Source organism: Armatimonadota bacterium, from assembly GCA_028871815.1.
Classification (GTDB): Bacteria; Armatimonadota; Chthonomonadetes; order Chthonomonadales; family Chthonomonadaceae; genus REEB205.
In genome coordinates this window covers 179,811-206,409 of record JAGWMJ010000001.1, presented here as the reverse complement: position 1 = coordinate 206,409, position 26,599 = coordinate 179,811, and the positions used below count along the sequence as shown (strand labels likewise).

At 63.5% G+C, this 26,599-nt stretch carries 23 protein-coding genes and 1 pseudogene; 11 read left to right on the top strand and 13 right to left on the bottom strand.

What is annotated here, in order from left to right; all coding sequences use genetic code 11:
- Nucleotides 1-299: 299 nt before the first annotated feature.
- A pseudogene (locus tag KGJ62_00840) lies at nucleotides 300-497 on the top strand (prepilin-type N-terminal cleavage/methylation domain-containing protein).
- A gap of 727 nt (nucleotides 498-1,224) precedes the next feature.
- Nucleotides 1,225-1,491 (top strand): hypothetical protein, encoded by a 267-nt coding sequence (locus tag KGJ62_00835; GenBank protein MDE2125119.1) that lies wholly within the window; start codon nucleotides 1,225-1,227, stop codon nucleotides 1,489-1,491.
- 37 nt (nucleotides 1,492-1,528) lie between these two features.
- Here KGJ62_00835 and KGJ62_00830 read toward each other — a convergent pair whose 3' ends face one another.
- Genes KGJ62_00830 through hpnJ form a run of 3 tightly spaced genes read right to left on the bottom strand, consistent with a single transcriptional unit; the run spans nucleotide 1,529 to nucleotide 6,153 of the window.
- Nucleotides 1,529-3,370 (bottom strand): beta-galactosidase, encoded by a 1,842-nt coding sequence (locus KGJ62_00830; protein ID MDE2125118.1) that lies wholly within the window; start codon nucleotides 3,368-3,370, stop codon nucleotides 1,529-1,531.
- A gap of 40 nt (nucleotides 3,371-3,410) precedes the next feature.
- Nucleotides 3,411-4,673, bottom strand: a complete 1,263-nt coding sequence (locus KGJ62_00825; protein ID MDE2125117.1) for an NAD(P)/FAD-dependent oxidoreductase — start codon at nucleotides 4,671-4,673, stop codon at nucleotides 3,411-3,413.
- A gap of 22 nt (nucleotides 4,674-4,695) precedes the next feature.
- Entirely contained in the window at nucleotides 4,696-6,153 is a 1,458-nt protein-coding gene (hpnJ, locus tag KGJ62_00820) for a hopanoid biosynthesis associated radical SAM protein HpnJ (GenBank protein MDE2125116.1), read from the bottom strand.
- 128 nt (nucleotides 6,154-6,281) lie between these two features.
- Between hpnJ and KGJ62_00815 the strand changes: the two genes are divergently transcribed.
- On the top strand, nucleotides 6,282-7,289 hold the full coding sequence (locus KGJ62_00815; protein MDE2125115.1) for an aldo/keto reductase: 1,008 nt from the start codon (nucleotides 6,282-6,284) through the stop codon (nucleotides 7,287-7,289).
- A 7-nt stretch (nucleotides 7,290-7,296) separates the two neighbouring features.
- Here the strand turns inward: KGJ62_00815 and KGJ62_00810 are convergent, their stop codons facing one another.
- Complete coding sequence (locus KGJ62_00810) at nucleotides 7,297-8,067, bottom strand: isochorismatase family protein (GenBank protein ID MDE2125114.1); 771 nt, start codon at nucleotides 8,065-8,067, stop codon at nucleotides 7,297-7,299.
- 72 nt (nucleotides 8,068-8,139) lie between these two features.
- Between KGJ62_00810 and hflX the strand changes: the two genes are divergently transcribed.
- Nucleotides 8,140-9,429, top strand: a complete 1,290-nt coding sequence (gene hflX / locus KGJ62_00805; GenBank protein MDE2125113.1) for a GTPase HflX — start codon at nucleotides 8,140-8,142, stop codon at nucleotides 9,427-9,429.
- 12 nt (nucleotides 9,430-9,441) lie between these two features.
- Here hflX and KGJ62_00800 read toward each other — a convergent pair whose 3' ends face one another.
- From KGJ62_00800 to KGJ62_00790, 3 genes are all read right to left on the bottom strand, one after another.
- Nucleotides 9,442-10,377, bottom strand: a complete 936-nt coding sequence (locus tag KGJ62_00800) for a phosphoribosylaminoimidazolesuccinocarboxamide synthase (GenBank protein ID MDE2125112.1) — start codon at nucleotides 10,375-10,377, stop codon at nucleotides 9,442-9,444.
- 260 nt (nucleotides 10,378-10,637) lie between these two features.
- Nucleotides 10,638-11,411 (bottom strand): sugar phosphate isomerase/epimerase, encoded by a 774-nt coding sequence (locus tag KGJ62_00795; protein MDE2125111.1) that lies wholly within the window; start codon nucleotides 11,409-11,411, stop codon nucleotides 10,638-10,640.
- A 76-nt stretch (nucleotides 11,412-11,487) separates the two neighbouring features.
- The gene (locus KGJ62_00790) at nucleotides 11,488-13,557 is read right to left on the bottom strand and encodes a GAF domain-containing sensor histidine kinase (GenBank protein ID MDE2125110.1); all 2,070 of its coding nucleotides are present in this window, start codon (nucleotides 13,555-13,557) and stop codon (nucleotides 11,488-11,490) included.
- 84 nt (nucleotides 13,558-13,641) lie between these two features.
- Between KGJ62_00790 and KGJ62_00785 the strand changes: the two genes are divergently transcribed.
- The 5 genes from KGJ62_00785 (at nucleotide 13,642) to KGJ62_00765 (ending at nucleotide 18,640) form a co-directional block, all read left to right on the top strand.
- Nucleotides 13,642-14,505: a nucleotidyltransferase family protein gene (locus KGJ62_00785; GenBank protein ID MDE2125109.1), complete on the top strand. Its 864-nt coding sequence runs from the start codon at nucleotides 13,642-13,644 to the stop codon at nucleotides 14,503-14,505.
- A gap of 7 nt (nucleotides 14,506-14,512) precedes the next feature.
- A complete protein-coding gene (locus tag KGJ62_00780; protein ID MDE2125108.1) occupies nucleotides 14,513-15,838 on the top strand; it encodes an MFS transporter in 1,326 nt (441 codons plus the stop codon).
- A 99-nt stretch (nucleotides 15,839-15,937) separates the two neighbouring features.
- Nucleotides 15,938-16,777 (top strand): phosphatidate cytidylyltransferase, encoded by an 840-nt coding sequence (locus KGJ62_00775; GenBank protein MDE2125107.1) that lies wholly within the window; start codon nucleotides 15,938-15,940, stop codon nucleotides 16,775-16,777.
- Nucleotides 16,777-17,613, top strand: a complete 837-nt coding sequence (locus KGJ62_00770; GenBank protein MDE2125106.1) for a BtpA/SgcQ family protein — start codon at nucleotides 16,777-16,779, stop codon at nucleotides 17,611-17,613. Before KGJ62_00775 ends, KGJ62_00770 begins: the two co-directional genes overlap by 1 nt.
- Nucleotides 17,600-18,640 carry a threonylcarbamoyl-AMP synthase gene (locus KGJ62_00765; GenBank protein MDE2125105.1) on the top strand — a complete coding sequence of 347 codons (1,041 nt, stop codon included), beginning with the start codon at nucleotides 17,600-17,602 and terminating at the stop codon, nucleotides 18,638-18,640. Before KGJ62_00770 ends, KGJ62_00765 begins: the two co-directional genes overlap by 14 nt.
- Nucleotides 18,641-18,697: 57 nt before the next feature.
- On the opposite strand, the gene KGJ62_00760 is transcribed toward KGJ62_00765, so the two are convergent.
- From KGJ62_00760 to KGJ62_00735, 6 genes are all read right to left on the bottom strand, one after another.
- Nucleotides 18,698-19,702: a nitronate monooxygenase gene (locus tag KGJ62_00760; GenBank protein ID MDE2125104.1), complete on the bottom strand. Its 1,005-nt coding sequence runs from the start codon at nucleotides 19,700-19,702 to the stop codon at nucleotides 18,698-18,700.
- A 14-nt stretch (nucleotides 19,703-19,716) separates the two neighbouring features.
- The gene (locus KGJ62_00755; protein MDE2125103.1) at nucleotides 19,717-20,970 is read right to left on the bottom strand and encodes a divalent metal cation transporter; all 1,254 of its coding nucleotides are present in this window, start codon (nucleotides 20,968-20,970) and stop codon (nucleotides 19,717-19,719) included.
- A gap of 54 nt (nucleotides 20,971-21,024) precedes the next feature.
- A complete protein-coding gene (locus tag KGJ62_00750) occupies nucleotides 21,025-22,350 on the bottom strand; it encodes a PD40 domain-containing protein (protein MDE2125102.1) in 1,326 nt (441 codons plus the stop codon).
- A 196-nt stretch (nucleotides 22,351-22,546) separates the two neighbouring features.
- Nucleotides 22,547-23,527 carry a DUF2092 domain-containing protein gene (locus tag KGJ62_00745; protein MDE2125101.1) on the bottom strand — a complete coding sequence of 327 codons (981 nt, stop codon included), beginning with the start codon at nucleotides 23,525-23,527 and terminating at the stop codon, nucleotides 22,547-22,549.
- Entirely contained in the window at nucleotides 23,524-24,090 is a 567-nt protein-coding gene (locus KGJ62_00740) for a cob(I)yrinic acid a,c-diamide adenosyltransferase (protein MDE2125100.1), read from the bottom strand. The genes KGJ62_00745 and KGJ62_00740 overlap by 4 nt, the downstream gene beginning before the upstream one ends.
- A 13-nt stretch (nucleotides 24,091-24,103) precedes the next feature.
- Nucleotides 24,104-24,370 (bottom strand): ferredoxin family protein, encoded by a 267-nt coding sequence (locus tag KGJ62_00735; protein MDE2125099.1) that lies wholly within the window; start codon nucleotides 24,368-24,370, stop codon nucleotides 24,104-24,106.
- Nucleotides 24,371-24,547: 177 nt separating this feature from the next.
- On the opposite strand from KGJ62_00735, the gene KGJ62_00730 reads away from it, so the two are divergent.
- Both KGJ62_00730 and fumC read left to right on the top strand, forming a co-directional pair.
- Nucleotides 24,548-25,009, top strand: a complete 462-nt coding sequence (locus tag KGJ62_00730; protein MDE2125098.1) for a hypothetical protein — start codon at nucleotides 24,548-24,550, stop codon at nucleotides 25,007-25,009.
- A 79-nt stretch (nucleotides 25,010-25,088) separates the two neighbouring features.
- The gene (fumC, locus tag KGJ62_00725) at nucleotides 25,089-26,498 is read left to right on the top strand and encodes a class II fumarate hydratase (protein MDE2125097.1); all 1,410 of its coding nucleotides are present in this window, start codon (nucleotides 25,089-25,091) and stop codon (nucleotides 26,496-26,498) included.
- Nucleotides 26,499-26,599 lie beyond the last annotated feature (101 nt).

The window sequence follows — 26,599 nt, the reverse complement described above, 5'->3', positions numbered from 1 at the left end:
CGCCGCACCGGCACGAAGTCCGTGCGGCGCTCAGGCCAAGTCAAGGGGAGTCGATCCGGGGTAGAAACCAGCATAGCCTGAGCGCTGTGCAGCCCGCTTTGGCGACCGCCGAGGCAGTTCTGTTTTGAGAAGGCGCCCGGCCGCAGCCGCTTGGGTTGTGGCCCGGTGTCCCGGGGCAGATTGTCGACGGAGCCGGCCGAAGGGGTAGTGCGCTGAGGAAGTCGTGCTGGCAGACGGGAAATTCATGTGGCGCAACGGCGGCGCCTTTAAATCGAGGCGCCGCGGAGGTTTTCCGCAAGATGAGACAACGCAGTTCTGCATTCACCCTGATCGAACTTCTCGTGGTTATTGCAATTATAGCCATACTAGCAGCGATCCTCTTTCCTGTCTTCGCCCAAGCACGGGAAAAAGCCCGAGGCATATCCTGCCTCTCCAATACCAGGGAGCTCGCCCTCTCCGTCCTGATGTATGATCAGGATTATGACGAGGTCTTTCCGACGGGTCTCCAGGACTCCTGGTGGGATTGCACGTGGTACGTGCTGACCCAACCCTACATCAAGAATCTTCAGATTCTTCGCTGCCCGGATGATCCGGCGCCCGCACCGCCGTCCGGATACTCCTGGGCCGGCCCGCGCATGTCGTACGTCTCCAACGGCTACATGAACTGGGACGGAGCGCACTGGAGCGTGTTCGGCGTTATGGGCCTCGCGCAGCCATCCTGGATGGGGACCATCACCCAGAACGACGCCAGCGTAGGACGCCCGGCGGAGTCGATCATGCTCTCCGAGCGTGACTCGGTCTACGTCGGTGTACTTACCGACGGCGACGCCGGCGCAACCTACTACTGGGGTCCCGGCTGTATGGTGACTGGCGTCAACTGGTGGGATACCTACACAGGTCCCGGCGAGATTCCTGACGGCGCTATCGCCAACGGCACGCTCGCGCCCGGGAATCCTTACGACTACACCGGACCGAACGGCTCGGTCATGCCGGTTCACACCGCTATGGCCAACTTCGCATTCGTCGATGGCCACGCCAAAGCGATGCATCCGCCGGCCACGGATCCGGATCCGCAGAATCAGCCGCAAAACAACATGTGGAACGTTACGCGCCAGTAGCTGGCTCGATCGCTTCCGCCTGAGGTTCAACATCCGGCGGCCAGCCATCTGGCCGCCGGATGCTACCTGACCGTGGTCGTGTTTGTCGCGAGCCCAGATTGAACCCATGAGAACCATAAATCGCATCCTACTCGCCGCCGTCGCGGTGTCGGCCATTGCCGGACTGGCTGGGTGTCAGACCGGGCCCTCTATGAGTAAATCCGACCTCTCAGCCATCAAGGCCGGTCCGCCAAAGGGCGGCATACCGGCGTCCGCGCAAGCTTTCTTGCAGCAGCAGGCCGCCAAGGCGGCCGCCAAGCGGCAGGGCGAGGCGAACTCCAAATGGATGGGTGGTACGCCGGAGCCAACGCCTGGCGGTAGCGCGCCCCACTAATCGGCGTCGAACCTGATTGCCGGGAAGCCGGCCTGAGCTACAGAATTGGGTGGTTCACGGTTCTAAGGCGCGGCCGGCTGGTGGGCGACTCCTCCAGCACGATCACCGTGTTCTGACCCTTCCGCAGCCAAACGCCCGGCACGTACAGTGCCTGTTGAGGCCCGATCGACCAGAACCGTCCCAGGTTGTGACCGTTGATCCAGGCCACCCCCTTGTGCCAGGTTCGCATATCCAGCCACGTATCGCCGACGCTCTCCAGACCAAACTCGCCCTTGTAGAGCGTTGGCGCGATGGCCGTGCTCCCGTCAAAATGGAATGCATTCGGCCGGTTCAGCGGCAGCCGGTAGTTCAACCAGCCGGTCAACGGTTTGCCGTTCAGTGTGACGCCGCCAACAATGCCCTGGTGGTTGTCCGTTATTCTGCCCCCGTAGTTGATCCGCCCGCCGTTCTCCACCAGAATGTCCAGCCGAACTGCACCCGCATGCAGCGAGAGCGGCAAGCTGTTCTGGTGCAGCCTGCGGTCCATTACGCCAACCGTTTTGCCATCGAGCATCACGATGGCGTAGTCGCGCACCGCGCCGCACCGCAACTCGGCATCCAGAGGCCCGTCGACAGTAGTTCGGTAGTCTACGAAGCCAGTCGCTTGTGACAGCTGCTCCATACTCATTGGCGTGGCCGAAGGGATGGCCGGCCCGGCGTTGGCCAACAGCGAACCCTGCTCGCTCAGCGCGATGTTCGGCACGGAGATGACAGGCGGCATTTCCGGAATCGGTGGCACAACCTCGCCCGGAGACAGGTGCGCCAGCAGCACCTGCCGAAGCAGCATATACTTCTTCGTGGGCCGACCCGATTCGTCCATCGGCGCGTCGTAGTCGTAGCTGGTGATCGAAGGCTGGTAATGGTCGCTGTAGTTGGCTCCATTGTCAAAACCAAAGTTGGTGCCGCCGCAAAACATGTAGTAGTTGAACGAGAATCCGTTTGCGATCATCTGATCGGCGCCGCGCGCAACCCCGGCCGCGCCGGAGCGGTTGAAAGCTTCACCCCAATGATCCAGCCAGCCGGGATACACTTCCGGAAAGAGATATGGGCCGCCGGGGTAAAAGCGGTCGATCAGGCGCTTGGCATCCGGGCCTCCGCCGCCGTTGAGTCCGGGAAGCACTCCAGGAATATGGCCGTCCGCCATTTCGCCGCCACCATCGCACGTAAAGAGGGGTGTGTTGAAGCCGGCATCCCGGAAAATGCTTTTCAAACTCTCCATGTAGCCCAGATCACTTCCATAAGACCCGTACTCGTTCTCCACGGCCGTAAGTAAAACGTTGCCGCCGTGGGTCACCAGGTTTTTATGCAGCTCGCTGCCCAGCTTCAGCATATACTGCCGTACAAAGGCCAGAAAGCGCGGATCACGGCTCCGCAGCCGCAAGCCAGGCTCATTCAGAAGCCAGTAGGGGTAACCACCGAATTCCCACTCTGCGCAGCAGTAGGGGCCGGGCCGGAGAATCACCCACAACCCCTCCTGCTGCGCAATCGTCAGGAAGCGCGAGATGTCGGCGCGGCCACGGAAGTTGAATCTGCCTGGCTCCGGCTCCTGCTCGTTCCAGAAGATGTAGACGGATACGGCATTCAATCCGGCAGCTCTCATGGTCCGCAGGCGCAATCGCCAGTACTTTCGCGGGATGCGTGACGGATGTATCTCGCCGGACCGGAAGTAGAAGTCATGGCCATCCAGCAGAAAGCTGCCGCCGGCAATCGAGAACGTGTGCCGGCCAGTTGCTGGCGATGCCCAGTAGCCGGGCGGAGCACCGCCGATTGCGGCCATGGCAGGAACAGCCGCCGCAACAACAGCTAGCGTCACTACAAAAGCAGCACAATTCCGAACCATGTTCACGCTCCTTCTGCCCCGGCCACACAACGGCGATCTTTCAACTGTTTGCGTCATCCGCCGGCACGGTGATCAGCCGGGCGCCGCGCTGAAACGTAAAGTACGCCCACGCCCACTCCAGCATCACCAGCAGGCGACTGCGAAACCCGATCAGGTAGTAGACGTGAATGGCCATCCATGCCAACCATGCCGCGACTCCGGTCAGCTTCAGTGGTCCGACTTGTGCAACGGCAAACTTTCGTCCAACCGTAGCCATCATGCCCTTGTCGAGATAGACCCACGGTTTCGGGTCCGGACGGCCCGCGGCGCGTGCGGCGATCACACTGGCAGCGTATCGCCCCTCCTGCTGCGCGGCAGGCGCCAGGCCGGGAACATAGTCGTGACCCCGCTTTACCAGCGCGGCGTCGCCCACCACGAATACCTCCGGCCGGCCCTCGATGCTCAAATCCGGTAGAACCGGAACACGGCCGCCGCTGCCGCATTCACAACGCAGCCACTGGCAGACCGGAGTGGCTGTAACGCCGGCAGCCCAGATAACCGTCTCGGCAGGGATCTCTTCTCCCGCGGCAAATACACCAACGCCATCGATCGTCTCCACGCGCGAGCCGCACCGAATCTCGACGCCCATTCGCTCAAGCCGCCTGCGCGCCGCGGCTGAAAGCGGTTCGCTGAATGCCGCCAGCAGGCGCGGGCCGGCCTCCACAAGGATGATCCGAGCCGACCTGGTATCGATGTGTCGAAAATCGGCCGGCAGCGCCAACCGCGCAAGTTCGGCAATGGCTCCCGCCATCTCCACACCAGTCGGTCCGCCGCCCACAATCACAAACGTCAGCAGTCGGTTCCGCCGACCTTGATCCGACTCCGCTTCGGCCTTCTCGAAAGCGCGGAGAATTCGGGAGCGTATGTGCGTCGCTCCGGGAATGCCCTTCAGGCCCGGCGCTGCAAAAGCCCAGTCATCATGCCCGAAGTAGCAATCCACGGCGCCGGTGGCGAGTACGAGATAGTCGTAGGGCCGCGAGTCTCCTCCGGCCAGGTTCACCCGCCGTCGGTCGAGGTCTACACCGGTGACTTCCGCCAGCAGCACGTCTGCATTCAGCTGTCGCCGCAGAATGTTCCGGATTGGCCGGGCGATGTCGGCCGGCGAAAGCCCGGCCGTGGCTACCTGGTACAACAGCGGCTGAAACAGGTGGCTGTTGCTGCGATCGATAACGGTCACGAACACCGGCGCTCGCGAGAGGGCGCGCGCTGCTGCAAGGCCGCCAAACCCACCACCCACAATCACAACGCGAGGCTGCTGCTGAATGAGCTTGAACCTTGTTACGCCGTCAGCGCGCCAGAGCTTCCGCTCCGCGCTGGCGAGACTGCTCTTTGCGGTCGCGGAGATAGGTGAAGAACTCGCCACCTTCGCGCAGGCGCCGTACCAGCATCTGGCGGTCAGCCGCCATCTCGCGGACGATGCGCAGAATGGGACGTGGCCGGAAGTAGAACCGGCGGTACATCTGCTCCACCGCATCCTCGATCTCAGCCGTCGACAGATCGGGATACTCCAGCGTGGAGGTCTGAATACCGGAACTTGCGATCAGACCATCGCGCGCAAACCAGCCGTTTGCAACCGCCTGATCGTACAGTTCGGTACCGGGATATGGTGCGGCGATCGAGACCTGGATCGTATGCGGATCGAGCTCCTGCGCAAACCGGATCGTCTCTTCAACCGTTTCACGCGTTTCGATCGGCAGCCCGATGATGAAGGTGCCGTGGACTTTGATGCCCAGCTTGCGGCAGTTGGCCATGAACTCCCGCGCCATATCCAGCTTGATGCCCTTCTTTATCCGGTTGAGTATCTGCTGATTGCCCGATTCAAAGCCCACCAGCAGCAGTCGAAGGCCGTTATCGCGCAGCTGCTTCAGCGTGTCGTAATCCACATGTGCGCGGGCATTGCAGCTCCAGGTGAGCTTCAGGCGCTTCATGTGATGGCTGATCGCCACGGCGCGCTCGCGATCGATGGTGAAGGTGTCGTCGTCAAACATGTATTCACGGACGGTGTCACCAAATAGCGCGCGAGCCTCCTCCATCTCGCGGGCAACGGCCAGAGGAGATTTGTTGCGGTACTTGTGCCCGCCGATGGTTTGCGGCCACAAACAGAAGGTGCACTTTGCCGGGCAGCCACGGCCGGTGTAAAACGACACATACGGGTGCAGAAGGTAGCCGATGAAGTACTTGCGGATATCTAAATCCCGCGCGTAAACCGGCATCACGCTCGGCATCACGTCCCAATCCGGCACCAGCTCGCGATCGCCCGTGCGCTGAAGCTCGCCGTTATCGGCCCTCCAGCTCAAACCGGCGATATCCTTCCAGTCACGCCCTTCGGCCAACTCCTTGCACGTGTAGTCAAATTCGTGGCGGCAGACAAAATCGATGACCGGATGATCGGTGAGAGTCTTCTCCGGAAGGACGGCTACATGCGCCCCTATAAAGCCGACTTTGGTGGATGGGCTCACAGCCTTGATGCGGCGAGCACACTCCACGTCATTGGCCAGCGACGGCGTACTGGTGTGCATCACCACCAGCTCATACTCGGCCGCCTCGCGCAGCATGTCATCCACGTTCAGGTGATGCGGCGGCGCATCGACCAGCCGGCTGCCGGGCACCATGGCGGCCGGCTGTGCCAGCCACGTGGGATACCAGTAGGACGTGATTTCGCGCTTCGCCTGGTAGCGGGAGCCGGCTCCGCCATCAAAGCCGTCGAACGAAGGGGGACTGAGAAACAGCGTTTTTATTGCCATTGAACCTATAACCGATACTGCTTCAGTATACCTCTGCGACCCACGCGCCTGACAGGCCGCCGGCCGTCGTTCGAACCGGGTAAAACGTAACGGTCCGATCGAACGTGGCGAAGGGAGCGCAGATTACAATGCAGCATCGCAGATTGGGCCGCACCGGCCTGAAAGTGTCCGTAATATGTTTGGGAACCATGACCTTCGGGGCACAGTGCGACGAGGCCGCTTCGGTCGAGATCATGAACCGTGCGTCGGAGGGCGGCGTCAACTTTATCGATACCGCCGACGTCTATCCCGTTCCTGTCGAATCCGGCGTATCCGGCCGAACCGAAGATATTGTGGGCCGCTGGCTGCGCGGTAAACGTGACGGCTTTGTTCTCGCCACCAAGTGCCGCGCCGGTATGGGTCAGCTGCCCTGGAACTCCGGGCTGTCGCGGAAGCACATCATCGAGGCCGTGGACGCCAGCCTCCGCCGGCTCCAGACCGATTGGATCGACCTCTATCAGGCACACTCGCCCGATTCTGAAACGCCGATCGAGGAGACGCTCCGCGCGTTTGACGACCTGGTCCACAGCGGCAAGGTACGGTACATCGGCTGCTCCAACTTCGGCGCTTGGCAGCTGGCAAAGGCGCTCTGGACGAGTGATCGTCTCAACATCGCTCGTTTTGACTGCATCCAGCCCCGTTACAACCTGCTGTTCCGGTCGATCGAAGATGAGGTTTTGCCGATCTGCCGCGACGAGGGCATTGGCGTCATACCCTACAACCCGCTGGCGGGCGGCTTCCTTACCGGTAAATACCGCGAGGGATCGCCCGCGCCGGCTGGTACGCGCTTCGATGTCTTCCAGGGACGCTCGCCGATCTACTTTGACCGTTACTGGAAGCAGGCACAGTTTGAGGCAGTTGAGCGGCTTGCCGCGCACTTCGGGCCACAGAACATACCGCTTGCGCAAGCGGCCGTGGCGTGGATCCTCCAGCAGCCCGGGATAACGAGCGCAATCGTCGGCGCAACGCGGCCCGAGCAGCTAGCGGATACGCTGGCGGCGCCGACGCTCAGCCTCACGGAGGAGGATTTGGCCGCCTGCAATGACGCGTGGTACGGTCTGCCGCGACCGCGCGATCCACAACTGGCATTGCGGTAGCGGCGCGTTATCGAGACGCCAGGCCGCCGGTGTCATCGCGGAATCGAAACGCCGCTTCACCCGTTATATCGGTGCTGAGGATACTGGGGCACAGCCACGTCTCGATGTGTTGAACCACCAGGTTCACGCCTTCAAAGTGGTTTACATGAGGCGGCATCGACGGGCTGTACATGGCGTCGGTGAGATCGCGCACCAGCACAACATCTACGCCGCGGCTCAGCATCGCGCGGATCGCGAAGGACCGGTTCAGCACACACATATTGGTGTGCACGCCCATCATCAGCGCCGTTTCGATGCGCCACATCCGAAGCAGGTTGTACACCTCGTCGCCAACATCCGAAAGGGCGTCGGAATCCTCGATGCCGATCGCGGCATGCTGTCGCGACCAGACCCAGTCCGGAGTCGCTCCCTCCGATTCGCAGCCGCCGTCCGAAACGTCGACCGGGAGTGGTGGCTCCTCCGCCGGTGGCCGGAGTGGAGGTGGGTCTGCCTTCGGCGCTTCCATCGCGCGGAGCCGCGCGACCGAGCCCTCGTAGTGGCCCATAACGTCGCTGGGAGCGTGAATGATGTGCGCGCCAAGTTCGCGAGCGCACCGCACTACGCGATCCACCGCCGGCGCCAGCTCGTCCACGCGATCGGCCGCGGCGCGGCACCAGTGTTGATCCCAAACGTCGCATAGCACCAGCGCCAGGCGCTCCGGTGAAACCTCCCGCGTTTCAACCTCGGCGCGGATCTCGCCCTCCACACGCCGCCGTTGCCGCCTGTTTAACGTTACCATGGTGAACCTCCCGGTAGACTGAAATGAACGACTCGCCTTGACTTGCGGGGCGCGCTATGGCACACTCGCAGCATGAATCGGCGCCCTGTGCACGAAGTGAATGATGTGGAACGGGCTCTGCTGGTTTCGGTTGAGCCCGATGAAACGCTGCGTCCGTGGGCGCTGGAAGAGCTTAATGAGCTTACCGCAACAGCCGGCGCGCTCGTGGTGGGCGACTTTTACCAGAAACGCGACCGGCCGGATCCACGCACCTTTATCGGCCCCGGCAAGGTGGAGGAACTCTACGCCGGTGTGCTGGATGCCAGCGCAAATCTGGTCATCGTAGATAGCGAGCTCTCGCCCACACAGGCGCGCAACATGGAAGAAGCGGTCAAATGTCGCGTAATCGATCGCACGCAGCTGATCCTGGATATCTTCGCGCAGCGCGCCCGCACCCGGGAGGGAAAACTGCAGGTTGAGCTGGCGCAGCTCACCTATCTGCTTCCCCGGCTGAGCAGCCTCTATACCAAATTCGAACGGCAGCAGGGCGGCATCGGAGTCCGCGGCGGGTTTGGCGAAACCAAGCTGGAAACCGACCGCCGCAAAGTGCGCGACACCATTAACGACCTCGAGGCACAGTTGGCGGAAGTGCGCAGCGCTCGGCAGCAGCAGAGAACGCACCGGCGCAATCTGCCGTTTCCAACCGCGGCCGTGGTGGGATACACCAGCGCCGGCAAATCGACCCTGCTCAACACGCTTTCCGGCAGCGAGGTTTACGCCGACCCGCAGCTCTTTGCCACGCTGGACCCCACCACCCGCCGCGTGGTTCTCCCGGATGGCTGGGCCATTCTGGTAACCGATACGGTAGGGTTCATCCGCAACCTGCCTACGCATCTCGTCGCATCGTTTCGCGCCACGCTGGAGGAGACGCTGGAGGCCGACTTCCTGATCCACGTTGTGGATGCCCACCACCCGCATCGCGATCAACAGCATGACGCCGTGCTTGAGGTGCTCAGCAGCCTGCAGATTGCCGACAAGCCTGTAGTCACCGTCTATAACAAAGCCGATCTGGTTGTCGACAAGTACGAACTGCGCCAGCTTGTGGCCGAAGACGAGAACGCATGTTACATCTCGGCAACAACCGCCGAGGGCATTCCCCACCTTGTGCGGCGCGTTGTTGCTACGCTCGAGGACCTGCTGGTGGAGGTTCACCTGAAGCTTCCCTACAGCCGCAGCGATCTGGTTGCCCAGTGCTACGAATACGGTCGGGTGGCGCGCGTGGAGTACGCCGACGATGCCATCCTGGTGGATGCCCACGTTACGCACTACCTGGCCGGACGCGTCGCGGCTTACCAGGAGCAGGGCCGGCGCGCGGCGCGTTGATTTGCCGCTGCGCTACAGCGCCGGTTCAGCGCCGGTGATCCGGCGGAATGCCTCGCAGTACCGGTTTACGGTGCCCTGAACCACCTCCGGCGGCAGCATCGGCGCGGGCGGCGTTCTGTTCCATCCCGATTCAATCAGCCAATCGCGAACAAACTGCTTGTCAAAGGAGGCTTGTGAACGACCGGGCTCGTAGGCGGCCGCGTCCCAGAATCGCGACGAGTCGGGCGTCAAAGCCTCATCGATCAACCTCAACTCGCCCGAGTGCCAACCAAATTCAAACTTGGTGTCGGCGATGATGATCCCGCGCTCAAGAGCTCTTGCTGCCGCGGTGGCGTACAGCTGCAGAGTTGTCGCTCGCAGCCGCTCGGCCAGCGAGGGCGATGTGATCGCCGCGACCTCCTCCATGCCGATGTTGATGTCATGGCCGCTTTCGGCCTTGGTCGCGGGAGTAAAAATCGGATGGGCGAGGCGGCTCGACTCGGTAAGCCCAGCCGGCAGTGGGGTGCCGTGGAGGTTCACCTCGTGCTGCTCTCCGCCCGCGTCGCGATACTCCTGCCACAGCGACCCTGCCAGGTAGCCTCTTGCAACGCACTCGATGGGTATCGGAGTCGCCTTCAGCGCCAGCGTAGTCCGGCCCTTCAGCAGGGCGGCAAGAGTCTCATCTATGCGCAGACCCTCGCTCATCAGCGCGTCCAGTATCGATTCGTCATCCGCGGAAACCAGATGAGTAGGCACATCCGAAGGCAGCTTCCCAAACCAGAATGCGGAGAGCTGCGTGAGAACCTTCCCTTTGCCGGGAATGCCGTTCGGCATAATTACGTCGTACGCAGAGATCCGGTCGGTGGCCACCAGAAGGAGCAGACCGCCCAGGTCGTAGCAATCCCGAACCTTACCGCTTCTCGGCGCGGCCAGCCCAGGAATACGCGTATGAAGAATGGCTTCCTGCACTCATTCCCTCCGTCGTGCGACCTACGCCAAAGATGGTACCTTCCGCCACCGCTTGACAGAGTGATGGGAGTGTGCTAAACTTAACACGTTCCTTATGGAATGGCTTTGCCCCGGCAAGATGCGCACTTCAGTGAGGCCGGCCGATCCTCCGGCTGGCTATTCCAGGCGCACTGAGTGAAGGATAGCCTCATACATGACCCCAATTCGTGGGGCGGCGCCGCAGCGGTAACGCGGAGGCGCCGCCCCCTTTTGTACACAGCCTAATTCAGCGCGGCCTGCAGGCTCGCGGCAAAGCTCGGTACGCCGCTCTCCGCGGGCGCCTCCTCTTCGTACTCAATCGCCAGCCAGCCCCGATATCCGGCCTCCTCCAGAATTCGGCGAACCCGCCGGTAGTCCACTTCGGGCCTGAGACCGGATGGCTCCGGTTGGGCATGAACCTTGGCGTGGCAGGCGACAGCGTAGGGTGCACACTGTTCAAATCCGGCGTAGAAGTCCCCGCCGAAGTTGCCGCAATCCAGATTCAGGCAGACCCAGTCGTGGTCCACGGCATCCAGCAGCGCAACGGTCTGCTCCGGCGTCGCTGTCAGGCCGCCATGGTTCTCCAACGCCAATACCACGCCGCATGCCTCCGCGGTGGGAGCGCATGTTTGCAAACACTCCACCACATGTCTGCGCGCCGCTTGTGCGTCCTCGCCAGGGCGGACATATCCAGCGAACACCCGCAGCGTCGGCGCGCCCAGCGCCACACAATGCTCCAGCCAGGCCAGTGTGGTTTCGAGATGTTTGGCGCGTACCGCTTCGTCCGAGGCAGCAAAGTCGGTGCCCACCGCGCAGCCCGAAACGCTGATGCCGCTCGCATGGCAGTGCCGCTTCAACCGGTTCAGGTAGCTGCGGTCCGTACTGGGAAAGTAGTAGGAGGTCAACTCCACGCCGGTCAAGCCCAGGTCGCGGCATGTGGTCACAAACTGTTCCAGGCTCATCGAACCGGCCTGGAGGGCCTGCCGATAGCTGTACGCGCAGCAGCTCAATCGCATTGGTTACTCCCTCGCAAAAGTGTCTGGATTGCCTGGCCGCCCGCCCACGCTGCCTGCGGCAGGGAGTGGCGCCGGCTCAGTGGGGATCGGCAGCGGGCTGAAGCGCGCTACGCAGATTCTCGCCGATCACGGGCCGGCTGAGCACTGTGCAGTGCGCCGACACCGGCATCGCCGGCGCCGCGTCGGAGTTCCGTATCATCACCAACCGCATCTGCGGGTACTTGTCGTGGATGCGCTCAAGCACGCGGCACTGAACGGGAGAATGGGTGCCTATGGCCGACACGATGGCCGTGCATCGCCGGCCGGCGTTCGTTCGGAGCCACGCCTGAGCTCTCCCGCCGGTGTCGAATTCGTGCACCGCGCCACCCGACTCCTGCAGCAGGCGCGCGATGGCTGCCCGGTCTTCGGCGTCGGCGTCGATCAGCGCCACAGTGCCGATTTCGGGCGCGGCGTCAAATACCGGCAGGGAGGCCGGTGCGGCCGGGCCCGCCAGGGGCAGGCGAACGCGAAAAGTGGCGCCATGCCCGGCCGTGCTCTCCACCTCCATCGAACCGCCGTGCTGGTGCACAACATTCCACGAGATGGAAAGTCCCAGGCCCAGGCCGTGTTCACTCCCCTTCGTGGTGAAGAAAGGCTCAAACAGCCGGGTCTTTGTCTCCGGCTCGATGCCTGTTCCCGTGTCGATGATCTCCGCGATCGCCTCGCCGCCGTGCTGGAAGCACCGCACCGAAAGCGTGCCACCGCCGGGCATGGCATCGCACGCATTGCGAATAAGGTTCACCAGAACTTCTCGCAACTCGGCATGGCTCACCAGCACCTCCACGTCCTTCGGCAGCGCCTCGGCCACCGTGATCGTGGCGCCGTTCGCCCGGTCCCAGCTTGGACGCGTCAAAGTCAGCGCGTCGGCGATCAGGCGGCCGAGCCCGGTAACTTCGCGCTGAGCGCTCTGCGACGACCGCGCGAACCGCTGTACCCGGCCCACGATCTCCGCGCCATCCAGGGCAGCGCGCTCGATGATCGTGGCGTCGCGTCGTACCGCATCCGCGTCCGGCGCTTCGTCACGGATCAGCTCGGTGTATCCCAGTATCGCCGCAAGCAGGTTGTTCAGGTTGTGGGCCATGCCGCTCGCCAACTCACCGATGGCGCGCCAGGCCTCCGCCCGGACCACAGCTCCGTGCGCATCCTTCAGCGACCGGTACACGTCGCAGTTGTGCAGAGCAGTCGCAAGGTACGGTCCCAGCGCTTCAAACAGCGCGCGCTCGCGTGCTGGAAATGCGTCCTGTTCCGTCCGCATCAGATTCAATACACCCAGGGTACGGTTCTGGCTGCGGAGCTTTACGCTCAACGAGCTGCCCACACCCAGTTCGGTCAAAACCGGCGACAGCAGCAGGCCATCTCCAGCCACATCGGGCCGGTACGAGAGGCAATCCGAGATGCGCGTCTCCATCTGAAAGAGGTCGGGCCATAGATAGGTGTGACCAACCTCGGGCCACAGCGGCGAGTCGACTGCGCTCCAGGCGGCAGAAAGGCGCCATTCGTGGTTACGTACCGTGGGTCGGAAAATGCTGATGCGCAAAAACGCACCAATCGCCTGAAGCTCGGCGAAGACGCGATGGACCAGTTCATCCGGATCCAACGTGGAACAGATCGCCTGCGAAACAGCCTCCACCATCGAGCGCGTGCGGAGCGCCTCCAGAGCTGCCGACTGCGCCTTGGCGGTTTCACGCACGGTCATGTCAATGGCTATGATAAACAGGCGATCTACTTCGCCGGTCGAGTCGATCAGCGGAAGCAGGCTCCAATCCAGAAAGTACTTGCGCCCGCGTGGGCTCCGGTACTCAATCCTCTGCATTCTCATGGGAGAGCGTGTCCGGATGCATTCGGCCAGTACGCCCAGCAGCGCCTCTTCCATATCGGGAGCCAACACTCGAAGAGGTTGCCCCTCAAGATGGTCAATGCCCAAAACCCGCCGCGCCAGCGCCGCGGCGGCGCGGTTTACGCGTGCAATACGGTAGTCTTTCGCGTGTACCACCACCGCGCAAAACGGCGCCGACTCCAGCGTGGCATCGTCCAGCATCAGCGGGTCGCGTGCCGATGGTACTACGGGGCCGTTAACATCCGGCATAACAAGAGAGTCGTTCTTCATCAACCTGTTGGCATCATGACCAGCAAAGCCAGGCTGCGTACCCGGTGAACTTCAGCGCACAAACTCCATTCGGCGCCTGCCTGCATGGCGGATTTCGCCACCGGCATGCTTACATCCTGCCTTGTCGCCACCGCACTGCTCCAGAGCATCGTGGTTGATGGCGGAAGCGGCGGCGGGCTTCTAGGCGCCGTCCTGCCGGCTGGCGGCCGTCTTGCGGCGCCGATGGATGAGCTTGCCGGGCATAACGTGAAAGCGCTGGTCCGCATCGCCGGCGCCACGCTCCTCGAGACGGCGATCGCCGCATGCAGGCAGACTGCCCGGATCGGACCCTGCGTGGTGGCCGGTCCGCCGGAAGCGCTCGCCGAGGCTGTGCGACTGGGCGTGGACGCCGCGATCGCCGAAGCCGATACCGGCCCGGCCAACATCCTCCTGGCAGCGCGCAGGCTTCAGGAGTTCGGCGCCGAAAGGGCGCTGATACTGGCCACCGACCTGCCGTTTGTCACCGCGGCCGACGTCACCGCGTTTCTGGCCTCGTGCCCACCCGGTGCCGAGGTTGCCGCGGGTCTGGTCGGCCGGACGGAGATGGAGGCGCTCTATCCCGGGCTCGAAAACCGCTGGGTGCGCCTGCGAAGCGGCCACGTCACGATGACCTCCGCCTTCGTGGTCGATCTCCGGCGCCTCGAGACGATCCGTGTTCGGCTGGAAGCTGCCTTTGCCGCGCGCAAAAGCCAACCGAAGATGGCCATGTTGGTGGGGATCCGAGCCATTGTAGGTCTGTACACAGGCAGGCTCACGGTGGAGTTTGCCGAGCGGCGTGTCGGCCGCATCCTGGGCTGCACGGTGGCCGCGGTTCCCGCAGCCCCACCGGCCCTGGCTTTTGATATCGATACGCCGCCCGATCTCATGTACGCGCGCAGCTACGCCGCGCAGCGTGGACGGTCCGAATAACATCTCCATGAGCGCAAAAGCACTGCCACGCACAGCGGATGACAAGGGCATTCCGCCGCTAGGTCTGTGGCGAGCGCTGGTCTACAGCGTCGCCAACCTGGGCTACGGTGCATTCTTCTCATTTAACAATGCCGTTCTTCCCCTCTACCTGAAGCAATTCACTCACAACAACGTACTTCTCGGCCTGGCCGGAAGTACGCACTCCATCGAAGGCACCGTGCTCCAGCCCGTTGTGGGGGCAGTCAGCGACGGGAGTCGCAGCGCGCTGGGACGCCGCCGGCCTTTCATGGTGCTCTTCACCCCGATCTGCGCTCTCTTTCTCATCGTCACACCGCTTTGCGCGCACCTTGCGCCGCATCTGCGTCTTGCCGCCATGGTGGCGTGCATCGTTGCCTTCACCGCAACGTTCAATTTTGCATACGACCCTTACGTGGCGCTGATGCCGGATATAACGCCGGAGGTGCAGCGTGGGCGCGTTGAGGCGGTCTGGGCGCTCTTCGGTAACGCCGGCCAGGCCGGTATTCTCCTGCTGCCGGCTCTGCTTGCCGGCGCGGCATTTGCGCGGCCCGCCGGCCTGTTCGCAGTCACGGCGGCCCTGATGCTCGGCACTGCCGTTTTCACCATCTGTTGTATCGGCGAGCGACCCAACCGTTTCGCACAACGTCGCAAGGTCGCGCAACCCGGCGCGCGGATTCGGGCCGCCGCCAATCGCACTCTGTTCGCGCTGCGCGGCCTGGCCACGCTGCGGCAGGCTGCCATCAGCATTCTGGCGCTCTGCGTGGCCGGCGCCGGCATCAGCGCGGTGCTTCCGTTCCTCACACTGTTTGTGACTCGAATTGGACACACTACGGACGCGGTTGCGGAAGGCATGTTCCTGGTCCTGATGGCGGCCACCGCTGCAGCGGTGCTGCCGGCCGGTTGGCTCACCGACCGGCTGGGTAGCCGGCGGATGCTGCTTGCAGGGTTGACGCTCATCGCGGCTGCCTGCCTCGGCGGGCTGGTGGTACACACAGTTGCTCAGATACGGCTGGTGATGGTGCTGGCAGGCATCGGCAACGCGGCGCAGGCGGCATCCGCTTATCCGCTGCTTACCGAACTGATTCCCGCGGAGGAGATGGGCCTGTATACGGGGCTCCAGACCTCAGCGCTCTCGATCATGCAGCCCGCCGCGGTTGCCATCACCGGCTGGCTCATAGGCAGGGGCGGATATCGCGTGGTGTTTGCCGTTTGCGCGGTAGGCGTCCTCGCCGGCGCCGGCGTGCTGCTTCTACTGCGCGAGAAGCGGGCCATCGGCGAAATCGCGAGGCGAAAGGCCGAACTCGCAGCGCAGTAGCGGCAGGGAGCCGAGCCGAGTGTGTCGCCCGCTTGCGGTAAACTGCACCCGATGGCTGGCCCTACCACACACTCCGGCGGAACATCCGGCGCGGCAGGCATGACGGTGCGATTTGTCACCGGAATCGTGGGCGTTCTGCTGTTCATTGTTATCTGCATGTTGCCGCCCGTACCTTTCCTGGTGGCGCTGGAACTTGTGATGGCCGTGGGGATTCTCGAGGCCGTTACCGCGTACCGTGCTCTCACGCGGAGCCCGGTTCAGACCGTTATCGCATGGTCCGCGCTGATCTATCCCGTGCTGGTCGCTGCCGCCAGTCACGACCCGGCTTTGCACTTCGCAGCCGTGGTTGCCCCGGCCGCAGTGGTTATGGCGCTGCTCGAGTTTGGTGGTCGAAGCGCCGACTCCGCCACGCTGCCGCCTGGCGCACGCCGGTTCTATGGCGTGCTCCTCAACATCTGGCTGGGTGGTACCTTTGCCGGTATGGCCGCTCTCTACGCAATGCCCCATGTGCCGCTCAACGAAAAACTCGGAACGCCCGGTGGCTGGCTGCTGCTGCTGGCGTCACTGTGTGTTACGGCCGTTGATACGGCCGCGTTTCTGGTCGGCAAAAAGTGGGGTAGGCGGCTCATGGCGCCGAAACTCAGCCCCAAAAAGACATGGGAAGGTGCGGCTGCCGGCTTCGTGGCCGGAATCCTGGCCGGCCTTGGGATCGGCCTGGCGATGCATGTACCGGCCGTGGTCGGAATCAGCTTCGGATTCTGCGCGGGCTTTTTGGGCCAATGCGGTGATCTCTTCGAATCGCTGCTTAAGCGCACCGCCAACGTCAAGGATTTCGGCTCGATCGTGGTCGGGCATGGAGGCATACTCGACCGGTTGGACAGCCTCATGTTCACCGCGCCGGCCTGTGCGCTGCTCTTCCTGCTGCTGGTCCAGCGGTGATGTCCGGCAGCGGCGCGACGCAGCTTCCGGCGGAGTTTTTTCAGCAGCCCGGCGTAACCGGTATGGTTCATCTGGCGGCGCTGCCGGGCGCCAACAGTTGCTCGCAAAGCCTCGCGGCGACCATCCGGCAGGCATGCCGCGACGCTCGTGCGCTGGAATCCGGAGGCGCGGTGGCCGTTATCGTGGAGAACTTCTTCGACGGGCCATTCGCGCGGCGCCGCGTGCCGCGGCATACACTTGCAGGCATGACTCTGGCGGCCGCAGCGGTGCGGCGTGCCGTGCAGCTGCCGATGGGCCTCAACGTCTTGCGCAACGACGCGCGGTCTGCCATTGCAATCGCGCATCTCTGCGGCGGCGCCTTCGTGCGCATCAATGTGTTTGTTGGCGCGGCTGTCACCGATCAGGGCATCCTGCAAGGCGCGGCAAGAAGCGCCGTGGCCTACAGGAGTCGGCTGGGCGCCAACGTGCAGTTGTGGGCCGACGTGGACGTGAAGCACGGCGCCACGTTAGGCACGTATCCCGTGGAGCGCGCTGCCGCCGACGCAGCGGGTAGAGGCGGGGCTGCGGCCATCATCGTCTCCGGCTCAACCACCGGTCAACCCGCGGATGCCGGCGAAGTGCGCCGCGTTGCCCAGGCTCTGCCCGGCACGCCGGTGCTTGTCGGCAGCGGAGCCTCCGTGGAGCGCGTCGGAGAGTACCTGCCGCATGCGGCCGGCTTCATCGTAGGCACTTCGCTGAAGCGCAACGGCGACGTCTCCGCGCCGATCGATGCAGACCGCGTGCGAGCGTTGGTGCGCGCGCTGCGACACGGGCCCGATGTGCATGCCACGTCGTAAACCAGGCACTCGCATCCTGGCCGTTGATCCTGCGCAGCCGGCTACCGAAACGATCGCGGTTGCGGCAGCCGCTCTTCGAAGCGGACGCCTCGTGGCATTCCCGACCGAAACGGTCTATGGCCTGGGCGCCAACGCGCTCGATCCCTATGCCGTGGCCGGCATATTCACGGCAAAGGGCCGACCGGCGCACAACCCGGTGATTGTGCACGTGCCCGACGCCGATGCGGCAGCAGCGCTTGGTTCAGCATGGAGCGAAGTATGCCGGCAGCTTGCCGCCGTGTTTTGGCCCGGTCCCCTCACCCTCGTGACGCCGCGCAGCGCAGTTGTTCCCGATATCGTTACAGCCGGTGGCCCTACGGTGGCGCTGCGCGTGCCATCACATCTCGTTGCGCAAGCGCTCCTTCATGCGGCGGGCGTCCCGGTCGCCGCTCCAAGCGCCAACCGATCGAGCCGTATCTCCCCAACGACGGCCGAGCACGTCCGCGCCGAACTCGGCGGCCTCGTCCACATTATCCTGGATGGCGGGCCAACGGAGTGCGGCCTCGAATCGACGGTGGTTGACTGCACCCTGCCGATGCCGCGCATCCTTCGACCTGGGCCAATCTCGCCATCTCAAATCGCATTGGCCCTCGGCCTTGCCCCGGATTCAATCTCCGCGGTGGATCAACACGGCGAGGGCCCGCTGCGCTCCCCGGGGATGCTGCCGCGGCACTATGCGCCGCAGGCGCAGGTCATCGTTGTACCGGCTGCCGCCGCGCACGATGCGGTGCGGAGCGCCGTGGAAGCAGGGCTGGCGGTCGGCTGGCTCACGATGTCCGGTTCGACTGCTGTGGCGTCCGCGCGGCTGCACGCCATTCGCATGCCTGACGCCGCCGCCGGGTACGCGCATCTGTTGTACGCCGCGCTGCGCGCGTTGGACGCCCGGAGCGTCGATCGCATCGTTGTGGATGACCCGCCATCCGGCGAGGATTGGCTGGCTGTTCACGACAGGCTGTCAAGGGCGGCTGCCCCGGCTGACCGGGTTTGACCGCGCTGACGACCCGATAACGTTGCCGCTGCGCGCAATTCGCGCCGGCTTGGCCCGTCACCCGTTTGCAGTCAGTAATCGCGCCCGCTCCAGCGCCTCCTCGCCAAGCACCCGGGTAAGCGGGCCGGCGCTTACCACCTCGCGAATCCGGCCGCATCCGGTGCCGCTGTACATGGCCATGGCCTCGACATCGCCCGTCATATCGGCGCGCGGAGCGGCATCATCGTAGCGCAGCACGCGGCTGCCGTCCGGACGCATCGCGGTAACATCGCCCTCGCCCGGACGCTCGCGCGGCGGGGGCGATCCGGCCGCTTCCCACATCTCCAGGGTTTGGTTGCGCAGTACCCGGTGCCGCGCGTCCGGCCAGCCGTCGCGGAAGCAGAATGTCAACCGGGTATCGCTGCCGTCGGCCGTCGTGAGGCGATGCTTGTACACCTCGTGCGCCCCGCTCTCGATCGTCGCCACAAAACGGGTGCCAAGTATCACCGCGCAGGCTCCGGCCAGCAGCGCCCCGGCGATGCCTTCCGCGTCGGCGATCCCACCTGCGGCAATCAGGGGCGTGTCGCTGCCCAAAGCAGCAACGGCGTTCATCAGGCTGCCGAGTGACGCGCTCGACTGCACGTGTCCGCCCGCTTCTACGCCCTGGCAGATCAGGAAGTCGGGTCGGCTCCCCAGCGCGACTGCGGCTTCCTGGCGCGAACCCACCTGGACACCGAACGGCACACCCGCCGACCTGAGCAGCGGCGCGTACGGCGCCGGATCACCCCACGAGAACGACACAATAGGCACGCCGGCCTCTAAAACGGCCGGCAGACCTACCGGGTCAAAGGCCAGCGCAAAGTTGGCGACAAACGGCGCCACCGTCAGCAGCCGCGTTCTTCGCACGGCATCCGCCGCCGCTTCGGGCGTATGCCAGGTCAAGCCGAGTGAGCCGATGCCGCCGGCCGCGCTCACCGCGGCCGCCAGTTCCGGCGTCGCGATGCTCCCCGTGGGCGCCTGCATCACCGGCAGCTCCATGCCGCCACCCAGCAGTTGCCGCAGCCGAGCGGCAGGATCATTCATCGACATCATCGTGATCAAAGGCCAGGAAACAGCGTGGTGATGATCAAGACCAGGGTCAGTGCGATCAACAACCACGTTGTGATCCACGCAATCACGTTGTAACTGCGGCTGTTGGTGTGCTTGCCCATGATGCGCGGGTTGTTGATGAGCTTAAGCGTAAGAATGAGAATGATCGGCAGCAGCGCACCGCCCACTACGTTGGGCAGAAGGATGAGGAGGGTGAGATAGTTGCGGCCAACCAGCACAGTGATTGCCGACACCGCAAGCAGCAGCGTGAAAATGCCCACGAAGAGCGGCGCTTCCTGGCGTCGGTAACCCAGCCCCGATTCGGTGCCGAGCGACTCCGTGACCGCGTACGCTGTGGAGAGCGGAACCGTGATCGCCCCAAAGCAGGAGGCGTTGAACAGCCCGACGGCAAACAGGACGGTGGCCAGACTGCCGGCGATCGGCCGCAGCGCAGCGGCCACCTGCCCGGCATCTTCCAGGCCGGAACGATGCCCGACGGCGTACAGCGTGGCGCCGCACGCGACAATGATGAAGAATGCGATGAAGTTGGTGAAGAAGGCTCCGAACAGCACGTCGATGCGCGTGTAGGGATACTCAGCCGGCTTGATCGCCTTGTCGCGCACCGACGACTGGATGTAGAACTGGCCCCATGGCGTGATCGTGGTGCCTATGAGGTTGATCACCATGAACACATAGTCGTGATCCAGATGGATGGCGCCGGGCCAAACCGTCTGCTTCATCACCGTGAGCCACGGCGGGTGGGCGAGAAACGCCGAGATGCAGTACGCCAGATAGACAACAGAGGCCGCAAGCAGAATCCGCGTGACGCGCCGGTAGGAGCTGCGTGTGACGAGAAGCCAGATGATCACCGCGGAGCCGGGCACTATGATCCATTGCGACCAGCCGGGTGTGAATAGTCGTGTAGCCGCGGAGATGCCCGCAAACTCCGAAACCGTGGTGGCAAAGTTGGCCACCAAAAGAGTGGCCATTGCAAAGAGCGCCATCTTGACGCCGTACTCTTCGCGGATGAGGTCGGCCAGGCCTTTACCGGTTATGGCGCCCATCCGGGCGCCCATCTCCTGACATACCGCCAGACTTACCGTGACCAGTACCAGCGCCCAAAGCAGCGTGTAACCGTACTGCGCGCCGGCGAGCGAATAGGCGAAGATCCCGCCGGCATCGTTGTCGGCATTCGCCGCAATAATGCCCGGACCTATCAGAGCAAGCAGTATCCAGAGTTGGCTTGACGGCCGTTTCCGCATGCGGAAGCGGGCGAGGCGAGCCATCATGGCTATGGAATCCTCTCTCGCTTCGAGTTACTTTAAGGGTGACCATACGGCCTGAGTGTTATCGCCCGCCCCGTTCGTCAGGTTGATCGGATTGGTTCCATCCGAATCCACAACCCACAGGTCGTGGCCGCCCTGTGGCCGGCGCACCTGATACAGAATTCGCGTCCCATCGGGCGACCACTGCGGGCGCTCCGGAACGCCTTTTGCGCTGGAACGCACCAGGAAGCGGATGCCGGAAAGGTTGCCGGCATCCAGCTGCACCGTCTGGTCGGGTACCTGAACCACGGTGATGCCGAGCAGCGAGCGGTTATCTGCCTTGTCCACCTTCCAAACCTCAAACGCCAGCCGCTTGCCGTCGGGCGAAAGTGCTATATGCTCGGTCTCCACAGCGGAGCCGACGCACAGGATCAGGGCCTTGCTCACGGGGTGATCCGGATTGCTGAGGTCCCACTCCCGAATGCCGCTGATGTTGCGGATCTTGCCCTGAACGGGCGCCTCAATCTCCGTGAATGAGGTGAGAAGCCGCGGCGCGGTTTGGTCCCACGCAAAGCTCACGCTGTGGCCGGTCTCCAGAAACAGGGCTTGAGTGCCTTGCGGCGGCACCGCGGTAACCGCCTCGTCACCCGCGGGCTGCGTAACGCCTCCGATGTTGATATCGCCCACGTCGCTGTTCATATTCTGAACGCCGGCGATTCCGGTGCCGTCCGATGAGAACGCGCATCGAAGAAACGCGTTCCCCATCTGGAGACCGCTGCCGTCTCCGCCGCTGTCGTCCGATCCGGAGTTGCCCGCCTGCGGTGTCGGCATGACCTGATACACATCTTCACCGTTCAGGTAGACCGTCTTGACCGCGCCCTGCGCCAGGAAGGCGATGTGCTTGCCATCGGGGCTGGCTTCGGGCGCATCCTTGTTGGCTTTGCCGTACGTCAGCTGCTTTGGCTCACCGGTACCGAGGATGAATATCTGACGCACGCTGGCGTCATCCCGATTTGAGGCGTACAGAATCTCCTTGCCATCTACCGTCCATGCCGGCGCGCTTTTGTCCGAGATGTCGGAGGGATCGGTGAGCCGGTGCAGCGCCGTGCCGTCGGCGCGGATGTCGTAGAGCGTCGAGGTGGTGCTGGTGGACCCAGGTTTGCGATCCTCCCGCACAAACGCGATGGAGTCACGCGTGCTGAAATGGATGCCGGAAACGGAGATATGCAGCCCGGTGATGGAGGCCCAGTAGTAGTAGCCGATCAGTATCAGCAGACCGGTGAGGAATATCAGGAAAACGACCTGGCGGCGGCGCTTCTCGCGCTCCCACCAGTCCGGGATCTTGATGGTTGGGGTGCGGGCGGGTGCTGGTGGCATGGCTGTAGCTGCTGGATCGCTGCCGGTCCGTGGAGAGTATCATCGGTGCGAGCGACCGGCAAAAGAGACGACTGCGCCGCCGGGAAACACGCAGGAAATCAAGCTCGCGGTAGCAGGTTCGGGAACGCGCGCCAGCGAGCGCAAGATTAGCACCGGCCGCGCGTGATTGTCAAGCGTGGTTACGGCTTGTCGCGCCTCAGTAGTGAATCACCTTCAGCCCGCGGTGTTTCTTCTCCGGCTTCGAACCCATCAGCTTCTTCAGCAAGTTCTTGTACTGCTCTCGCGCGATCTTTCCCGACACATCGTATGGTTCGTACAGAGAGGATCCGGCCGGCGGCTGGAAGCTGAATGTCAGGCCGGTGAACGACGGTTGGCCAACAAAGGAGTTGGCATACGCCAGGCGGGTCTCGAGGATCTGCGCCGGGGCGCCGGGCTGCGAGGTCTCTCCATCGGTGGCAAGGGCATCCAGACCATCGCCGACCAGCCCCGGATGAGCATTCTGTCGGGCCGGAATCGTGGTGACCGCGCACTCGTGAAGCAGATGGTCGCCGGCGCCGATGTACAGATCCACCACGGTGGTCGCCTGTGGTGTTGTGGTTCGCAGCTCCACGACGCCGGTATCGACGCCGCTGATCGTGGCGCTCTTCAGCAGCCGCACGCTGTCGGCCGCACGCGCTACATCCTTGAATGGGTTGACGCCCATCAGCATCAACAGCTCCAGGCTGCTGTCCGGCAGATGATCCAGGCGGACGAACTGATGGATGCTGCCCGGGGCCTTCTCGATGGTGTAGCTCTTCTTGTCCGAAAGGTACGACCAGAACGTTTTGCCGTCGCACACCCACCGGCTCACCACCGGCTCTCCGTTCGGCCCACTGTCGGTCGCCGTGAGGTTGAGCCGATTCGGCCGGGCGAACTGAAGCCGGATGACACGGCTCAGCGGCGTGGGCTTGTCCAGGCTGCCGCCATCTGGAGCCCCTTTGCTGGAAACCACCTGGCTGGTGAAGGTTGTCGTCTGGTCGAGATAGCGCAAACCACCGTACGCCGCCGCCATACTGTCCAGCAGCGCCACAGCCGCCGGGTCGATGCCCGTGGGGCGTGTGCGCGTGACTGCCAACACCTTGTTGCACGGCGCCATGAGCGTCATCGCGCAGATCAGCGGCGCAACCCGGAGCGTCATCCGCGCCACACCACATCCTGCTCATTGGCGCGGTGGTTGGCGAGCCGCGCCATAACAAAAAGCAGGTCGGCCAGGCGGTTCACATACTTCAACGCCAGCCCATTTATACCGGAGTCGGGTCGGCGCATCAGCGTGACCAGCCGTCGCTCCGCCTGGCGGCATGCCGTACGCGCAAGGTGCAGCGACGACGCCAGCGGCACACCGCCCGGCAGAATGAAGTTGTGCAGCGGCGACAGCTCCTGCTCGTAGCGGTCAATCTCGTGCTCCACGCCGAGAACCTGGTCCGCCGAAACGCGCTCCACGTGAATGCCACCCTGGTCGACGCCGGACGCTGCGGGCGTGGCCACGTCGGCGCCAAGCTGAAGCAGGGTGTTTTGCAGCCGCACGAGATGCGCGTCGATATCGGGATCCGGCGATTGATTGCGCGCAGCCCCAAGCCGCGCGTTCAGCTCATCAATGGCGCCACAAGCTTCAATGCGGGCGTCGTCTTTCCAAACGCGGTCCGGTCCCATCAAACCGGTCTGCCCGGCATCGCCGGTGCGTGTATAGATCCGGGTGGCCATCGGGCCTCTTCGGCTACTTCTTGATCAGGAAGAAATCGGCGTTGATGCCGATGTACGGTACAAACTGCTCGGGAACGTCGCTGTCGGCAAAGATTGCCGTCACCGGGCACTCCGGCTCGCAAAGCCCGCAGTCGATGCACTCCTTGGGATCGATGAACAGCATGTCCAGCTTGGCGCCGTCAACTTCGTGCACGCCCTCATGAATGCAATCCACCGGACACACGTCGATGCACGACCTGTCCTTAACGCCGATGCACGGCTCCGTGATAACGTACGCCATACTCTCCTCCGCGGTTCAACGCGCAATCGCGACGGGTCTCGGGTGCACCGCGCCTGCGCAACCGGGATTATACCCGAGAGCCCCGCGCCGACCGGGGCATGGGCCGGTCGCCGGCAGGTAACCTACTACGGGTCGCCGCAATGAACCGGCAGGCGTGAGGACGAAGAGGATCAACGGATGACGACGGAGCAGGAAGAGATTCAGGTGAACTATTTCGCAATCTGCGATCTGGTCATCACCGAAGCTGGAAGCAGCAAGCAATCGATTATCGGCATCTACACGGCGCTGATGACCGACCGGCTGCCGACGGACGAAGCGCCCGTGGTGCATAACTTCTCGGTGGCCATCGGACTGCGCGTTCAATCGGCCACACCGCGCGAGCTCACGTTTAGGCTCACCGGGCCGGACGGCAAGGTGGTGTTTACCACGCCTGCCATTCCTTACAACTGGGATGCCGTGCAGCAGGGGCTGGAGCGAATGGGCTTTGCCGCAGTGCAGATGGGCGTCAATCTTCGCCAGATTCCCCTCAAGGCGTTGGGAGTCTACACAGCCGCGCTGTTCTGTAACGGAGCTGTGATCGCCACGCATCCCGTTCTGCTCAATCTTGGACCCGGACCCGGCGCGCCGCCGCAGCAGTAGCCGCTCACAGCGCCCGACCGCAACCGGCGCCATGAAGGGCCGATGCGGCGCCATAACCTCTACCAGGAGTTGATTGCAGATGACAGATCCATCGGGAGAGTATCGCCTTGAATCCGACAGTATGGGCGAAGTGCCCGTGCCGGCCTGGGCCTACTGGGGCGCGCAGACGGCCCGCTCGCTCAAGTACTTTGATATTGGCGCAGACACGATGCCGGCCGAGGTGATCCATGCCTTCGGCATTCTGAAGCGAGCCGCAGCCGAGGTCAACATGGAGCTTGGCAAGCTGCCGGTAAAGCTGGCGCGCCTGGTTGTTTGCGCTGCAGACGAAACGGCGGCTGGGAAACTGGATGATCACTTTCCGCTGCGCGTCTGGCAGACCGGCAGCGGCACGCAGACGAACATGAACGCCAACGAAGTTATCGCAAACCGCGCCATAGAGCTTGCCGGCGGCGTGATGGGTTCCAAGAATCCCGTTCATCCCAATGACCATGTGAACATGTCGCAATCCTCCAACGACACGTTTCCAACAGCGATGCACATCGCCGCCGTGCACCAGATTTCCAGCGCGCTGTTGCCGGCGGTCACCGAACTCCGGGCTGCGCTTGCCCGGAAAGCCGAGGAGTTTGCAGAGGTGGTGAAGATAGGGCGCACGCACCTGCAAGACGCCACGCCCCTCACAGTCGGTCAGGAGATGTCCGGCTGGGTAAGCCTTTTGGATCGCGATCTGGAACGAATTGGACGGGCAGTGACCGGATTGTGCGACCTTGCGATAGGGGGCACCGCGGTTGGCACCGGGCTGAATGCGCCGCGGGAGTTTGCTCCCAGGATCTGCGTGCAGATTGCCGCCGCAACCGGGATGCCGTTCCGGGAGCATCCGAACAAGTTCGCCGCGCTTTCAGCGCACGACGAAGTGGTCTTCGCCAGCGGCGCGCTTGCTACGCTTGCCGCATCGTTGATGAAGATTGCAAACGACGTCCGCTGGCTGGCCTCCGGGCCACGCTGCGGCCTCGGCGAGCTGCGCATCCCCGAGAACGAGCCCGGCTCCTCCATCATGCCGGGCAAGGTGAACCCAACCCAGTGCGAGGCCATGACCATGGTGGCCGTGCAGGTGATGGGGAACGACTCTGCCATCAAGTTTGCCGGCTCGCAAGGAAACTTTGAACTGAACGTCTTCAAGCCGGTGATGGTGTTCAATCTGCTGCATTCGGTCCGTTTGCTGACCGATGCCTGCAGAAGCTTCAGGGAGAACCTGGTGGCCGGTATCGAAATCGACGCGGCTCGCATCGACTCGTACGTGCGGAACTCACTGATGCTGGTGACCGCGCTCAGCCCGACGATCGGATACGACAAAGCCGCCGCGGTGGCGCACTACGCGCATGAGCACAACGGCACGCTCAAGGAGGCGTGCCTCGCGCTTGGATACCTCACCGGCGAAGAGTTCGATGCGCTGGTCAAACCCGAGCGCATGGCTCACCCGTACGAGACGTAGGGCGCCTAACATGCCGGTAACGCCGTCTGAGAGCGCGTCCGGGCGGCATGGAAAACCGGCGCGTCCTCCCCGTAATTGCGTTGCTTCGATAGTCTGCGACC

What these genes read in the sequence shown, in the direction of transcription:
- KGJ62_00835 (MDE2125119.1), top strand. Translation starts at nt 1,225, where the DNA reads ATGAGAACCATAAATCGCATCCTACTCGCCGCCGTCGCGGTGTCGGCC.
- KGJ62_00830 (MDE2125118.1), bottom strand. Translation starts at nt 3,370, where the DNA reads ATGGTTCGGAATTGTGCTGCTTTTGTAGTGACGCTAGCTGTTGTTGCG.
- hpnJ (MDE2125116.1), bottom strand. Translation starts at nt 6,153, where the DNA reads ATGGCAATAAAAACGCTGTTTCTCAGTCCCCCTTCGTTCGACGGCTTT.
- KGJ62_00815 (MDE2125115.1), top strand. Translation starts at nt 6,282, where the DNA reads ATGCAGCATCGCAGATTGGGCCGCACCGGCCTGAAAGTGTCCGTAATA.
- KGJ62_00810 (MDE2125114.1), bottom strand. Translation starts at nt 8,067, where the DNA reads ATGGTAACGTTAAACAGGCGGCAACGGCGGCGTGTGGAGGGCGAGATC.
- hflX (MDE2125113.1), top strand. Translation starts at nt 8,140, where the DNA reads ATGAATCGGCGCCCTGTGCACGAAGTGAATGATGTGGAACGGGCTCTG.
- KGJ62_00795 (MDE2125111.1), bottom strand. Translation starts at nt 11,411, where the DNA reads ATGCGATTGAGCTGCTGCGCGTACAGCTATCGGCAGGCCCTCCAGGCC.
- KGJ62_00790 (MDE2125110.1), bottom strand. Translation starts at nt 13,557, where the DNA reads ATGAAGAACGACTCTCTTGTTATGCCGGATGTTAACGGCCCCGTAGTA.
- KGJ62_00785 (MDE2125109.1), top strand. Translation starts at nt 13,642, where the DNA reads ATGGCGGATTTCGCCACCGGCATGCTTACATCCTGCCTTGTCGCCACC.
- KGJ62_00780 (MDE2125108.1), top strand. Translation starts at nt 14,513, where the DNA reads ATGAGCGCAAAAGCACTGCCACGCACAGCGGATGACAAGGGCATTCCG.
- KGJ62_00775 (MDE2125107.1), top strand. Translation starts at nt 15,938, where the DNA reads ATGACGGTGCGATTTGTCACCGGAATCGTGGGCGTTCTGCTGTTCATT.
- KGJ62_00770 (MDE2125106.1), top strand. Translation starts at nt 16,777, where the DNA reads ATGTCCGGCAGCGGCGCGACGCAGCTTCCGGCGGAGTTTTTTCAGCAG.
- KGJ62_00765 (MDE2125105.1), top strand. Translation starts at nt 17,600, where the DNA reads ATGCCACGTCGTAAACCAGGCACTCGCATCCTGGCCGTTGATCCTGCG.
- KGJ62_00760 (MDE2125104.1), bottom strand. Translation starts at nt 19,702, where the DNA reads ATGAATGATCCTGCCGCTCGGCTGCGGCAACTGCTGGGTGGCGGCATG.
- KGJ62_00755 (MDE2125103.1), bottom strand. Translation starts at nt 20,970, where the DNA reads ATGCGGAAACGGCCGTCAAGCCAACTCTGGATACTGCTTGCTCTGATA.
- KGJ62_00750 (MDE2125102.1), bottom strand. Translation starts at nt 22,350, where the DNA reads ATGCCACCAGCACCCGCCCGCACCCCAACCATCAAGATCCCGGACTGG.
- KGJ62_00745 (MDE2125101.1), bottom strand. Translation starts at nt 23,527, where the DNA reads ATGACGCTCCGGGTTGCGCCGCTGATCTGCGCGATGACGCTCATGGCG.
- KGJ62_00740 (MDE2125100.1), bottom strand. Translation starts at nt 24,090, where the DNA reads ATGGCCACCCGGATCTATACACGCACCGGCGATGCCGGGCAGACCGGT.
- KGJ62_00735 (MDE2125099.1), bottom strand. Translation starts at nt 24,370, where the DNA reads ATGGCGTACGTTATCACGGAGCCGTGCATCGGCGTTAAGGACAGGTCG.
- KGJ62_00730 (MDE2125098.1), top strand. Translation starts at nt 24,548, where the DNA reads ATGACGACGGAGCAGGAAGAGATTCAGGTGAACTATTTCGCAATCTGC.
- fumC (MDE2125097.1), top strand. Translation starts at nt 25,089, where the DNA reads ATGACAGATCCATCGGGAGAGTATCGCCTTGAATCCGACAGTATGGGC.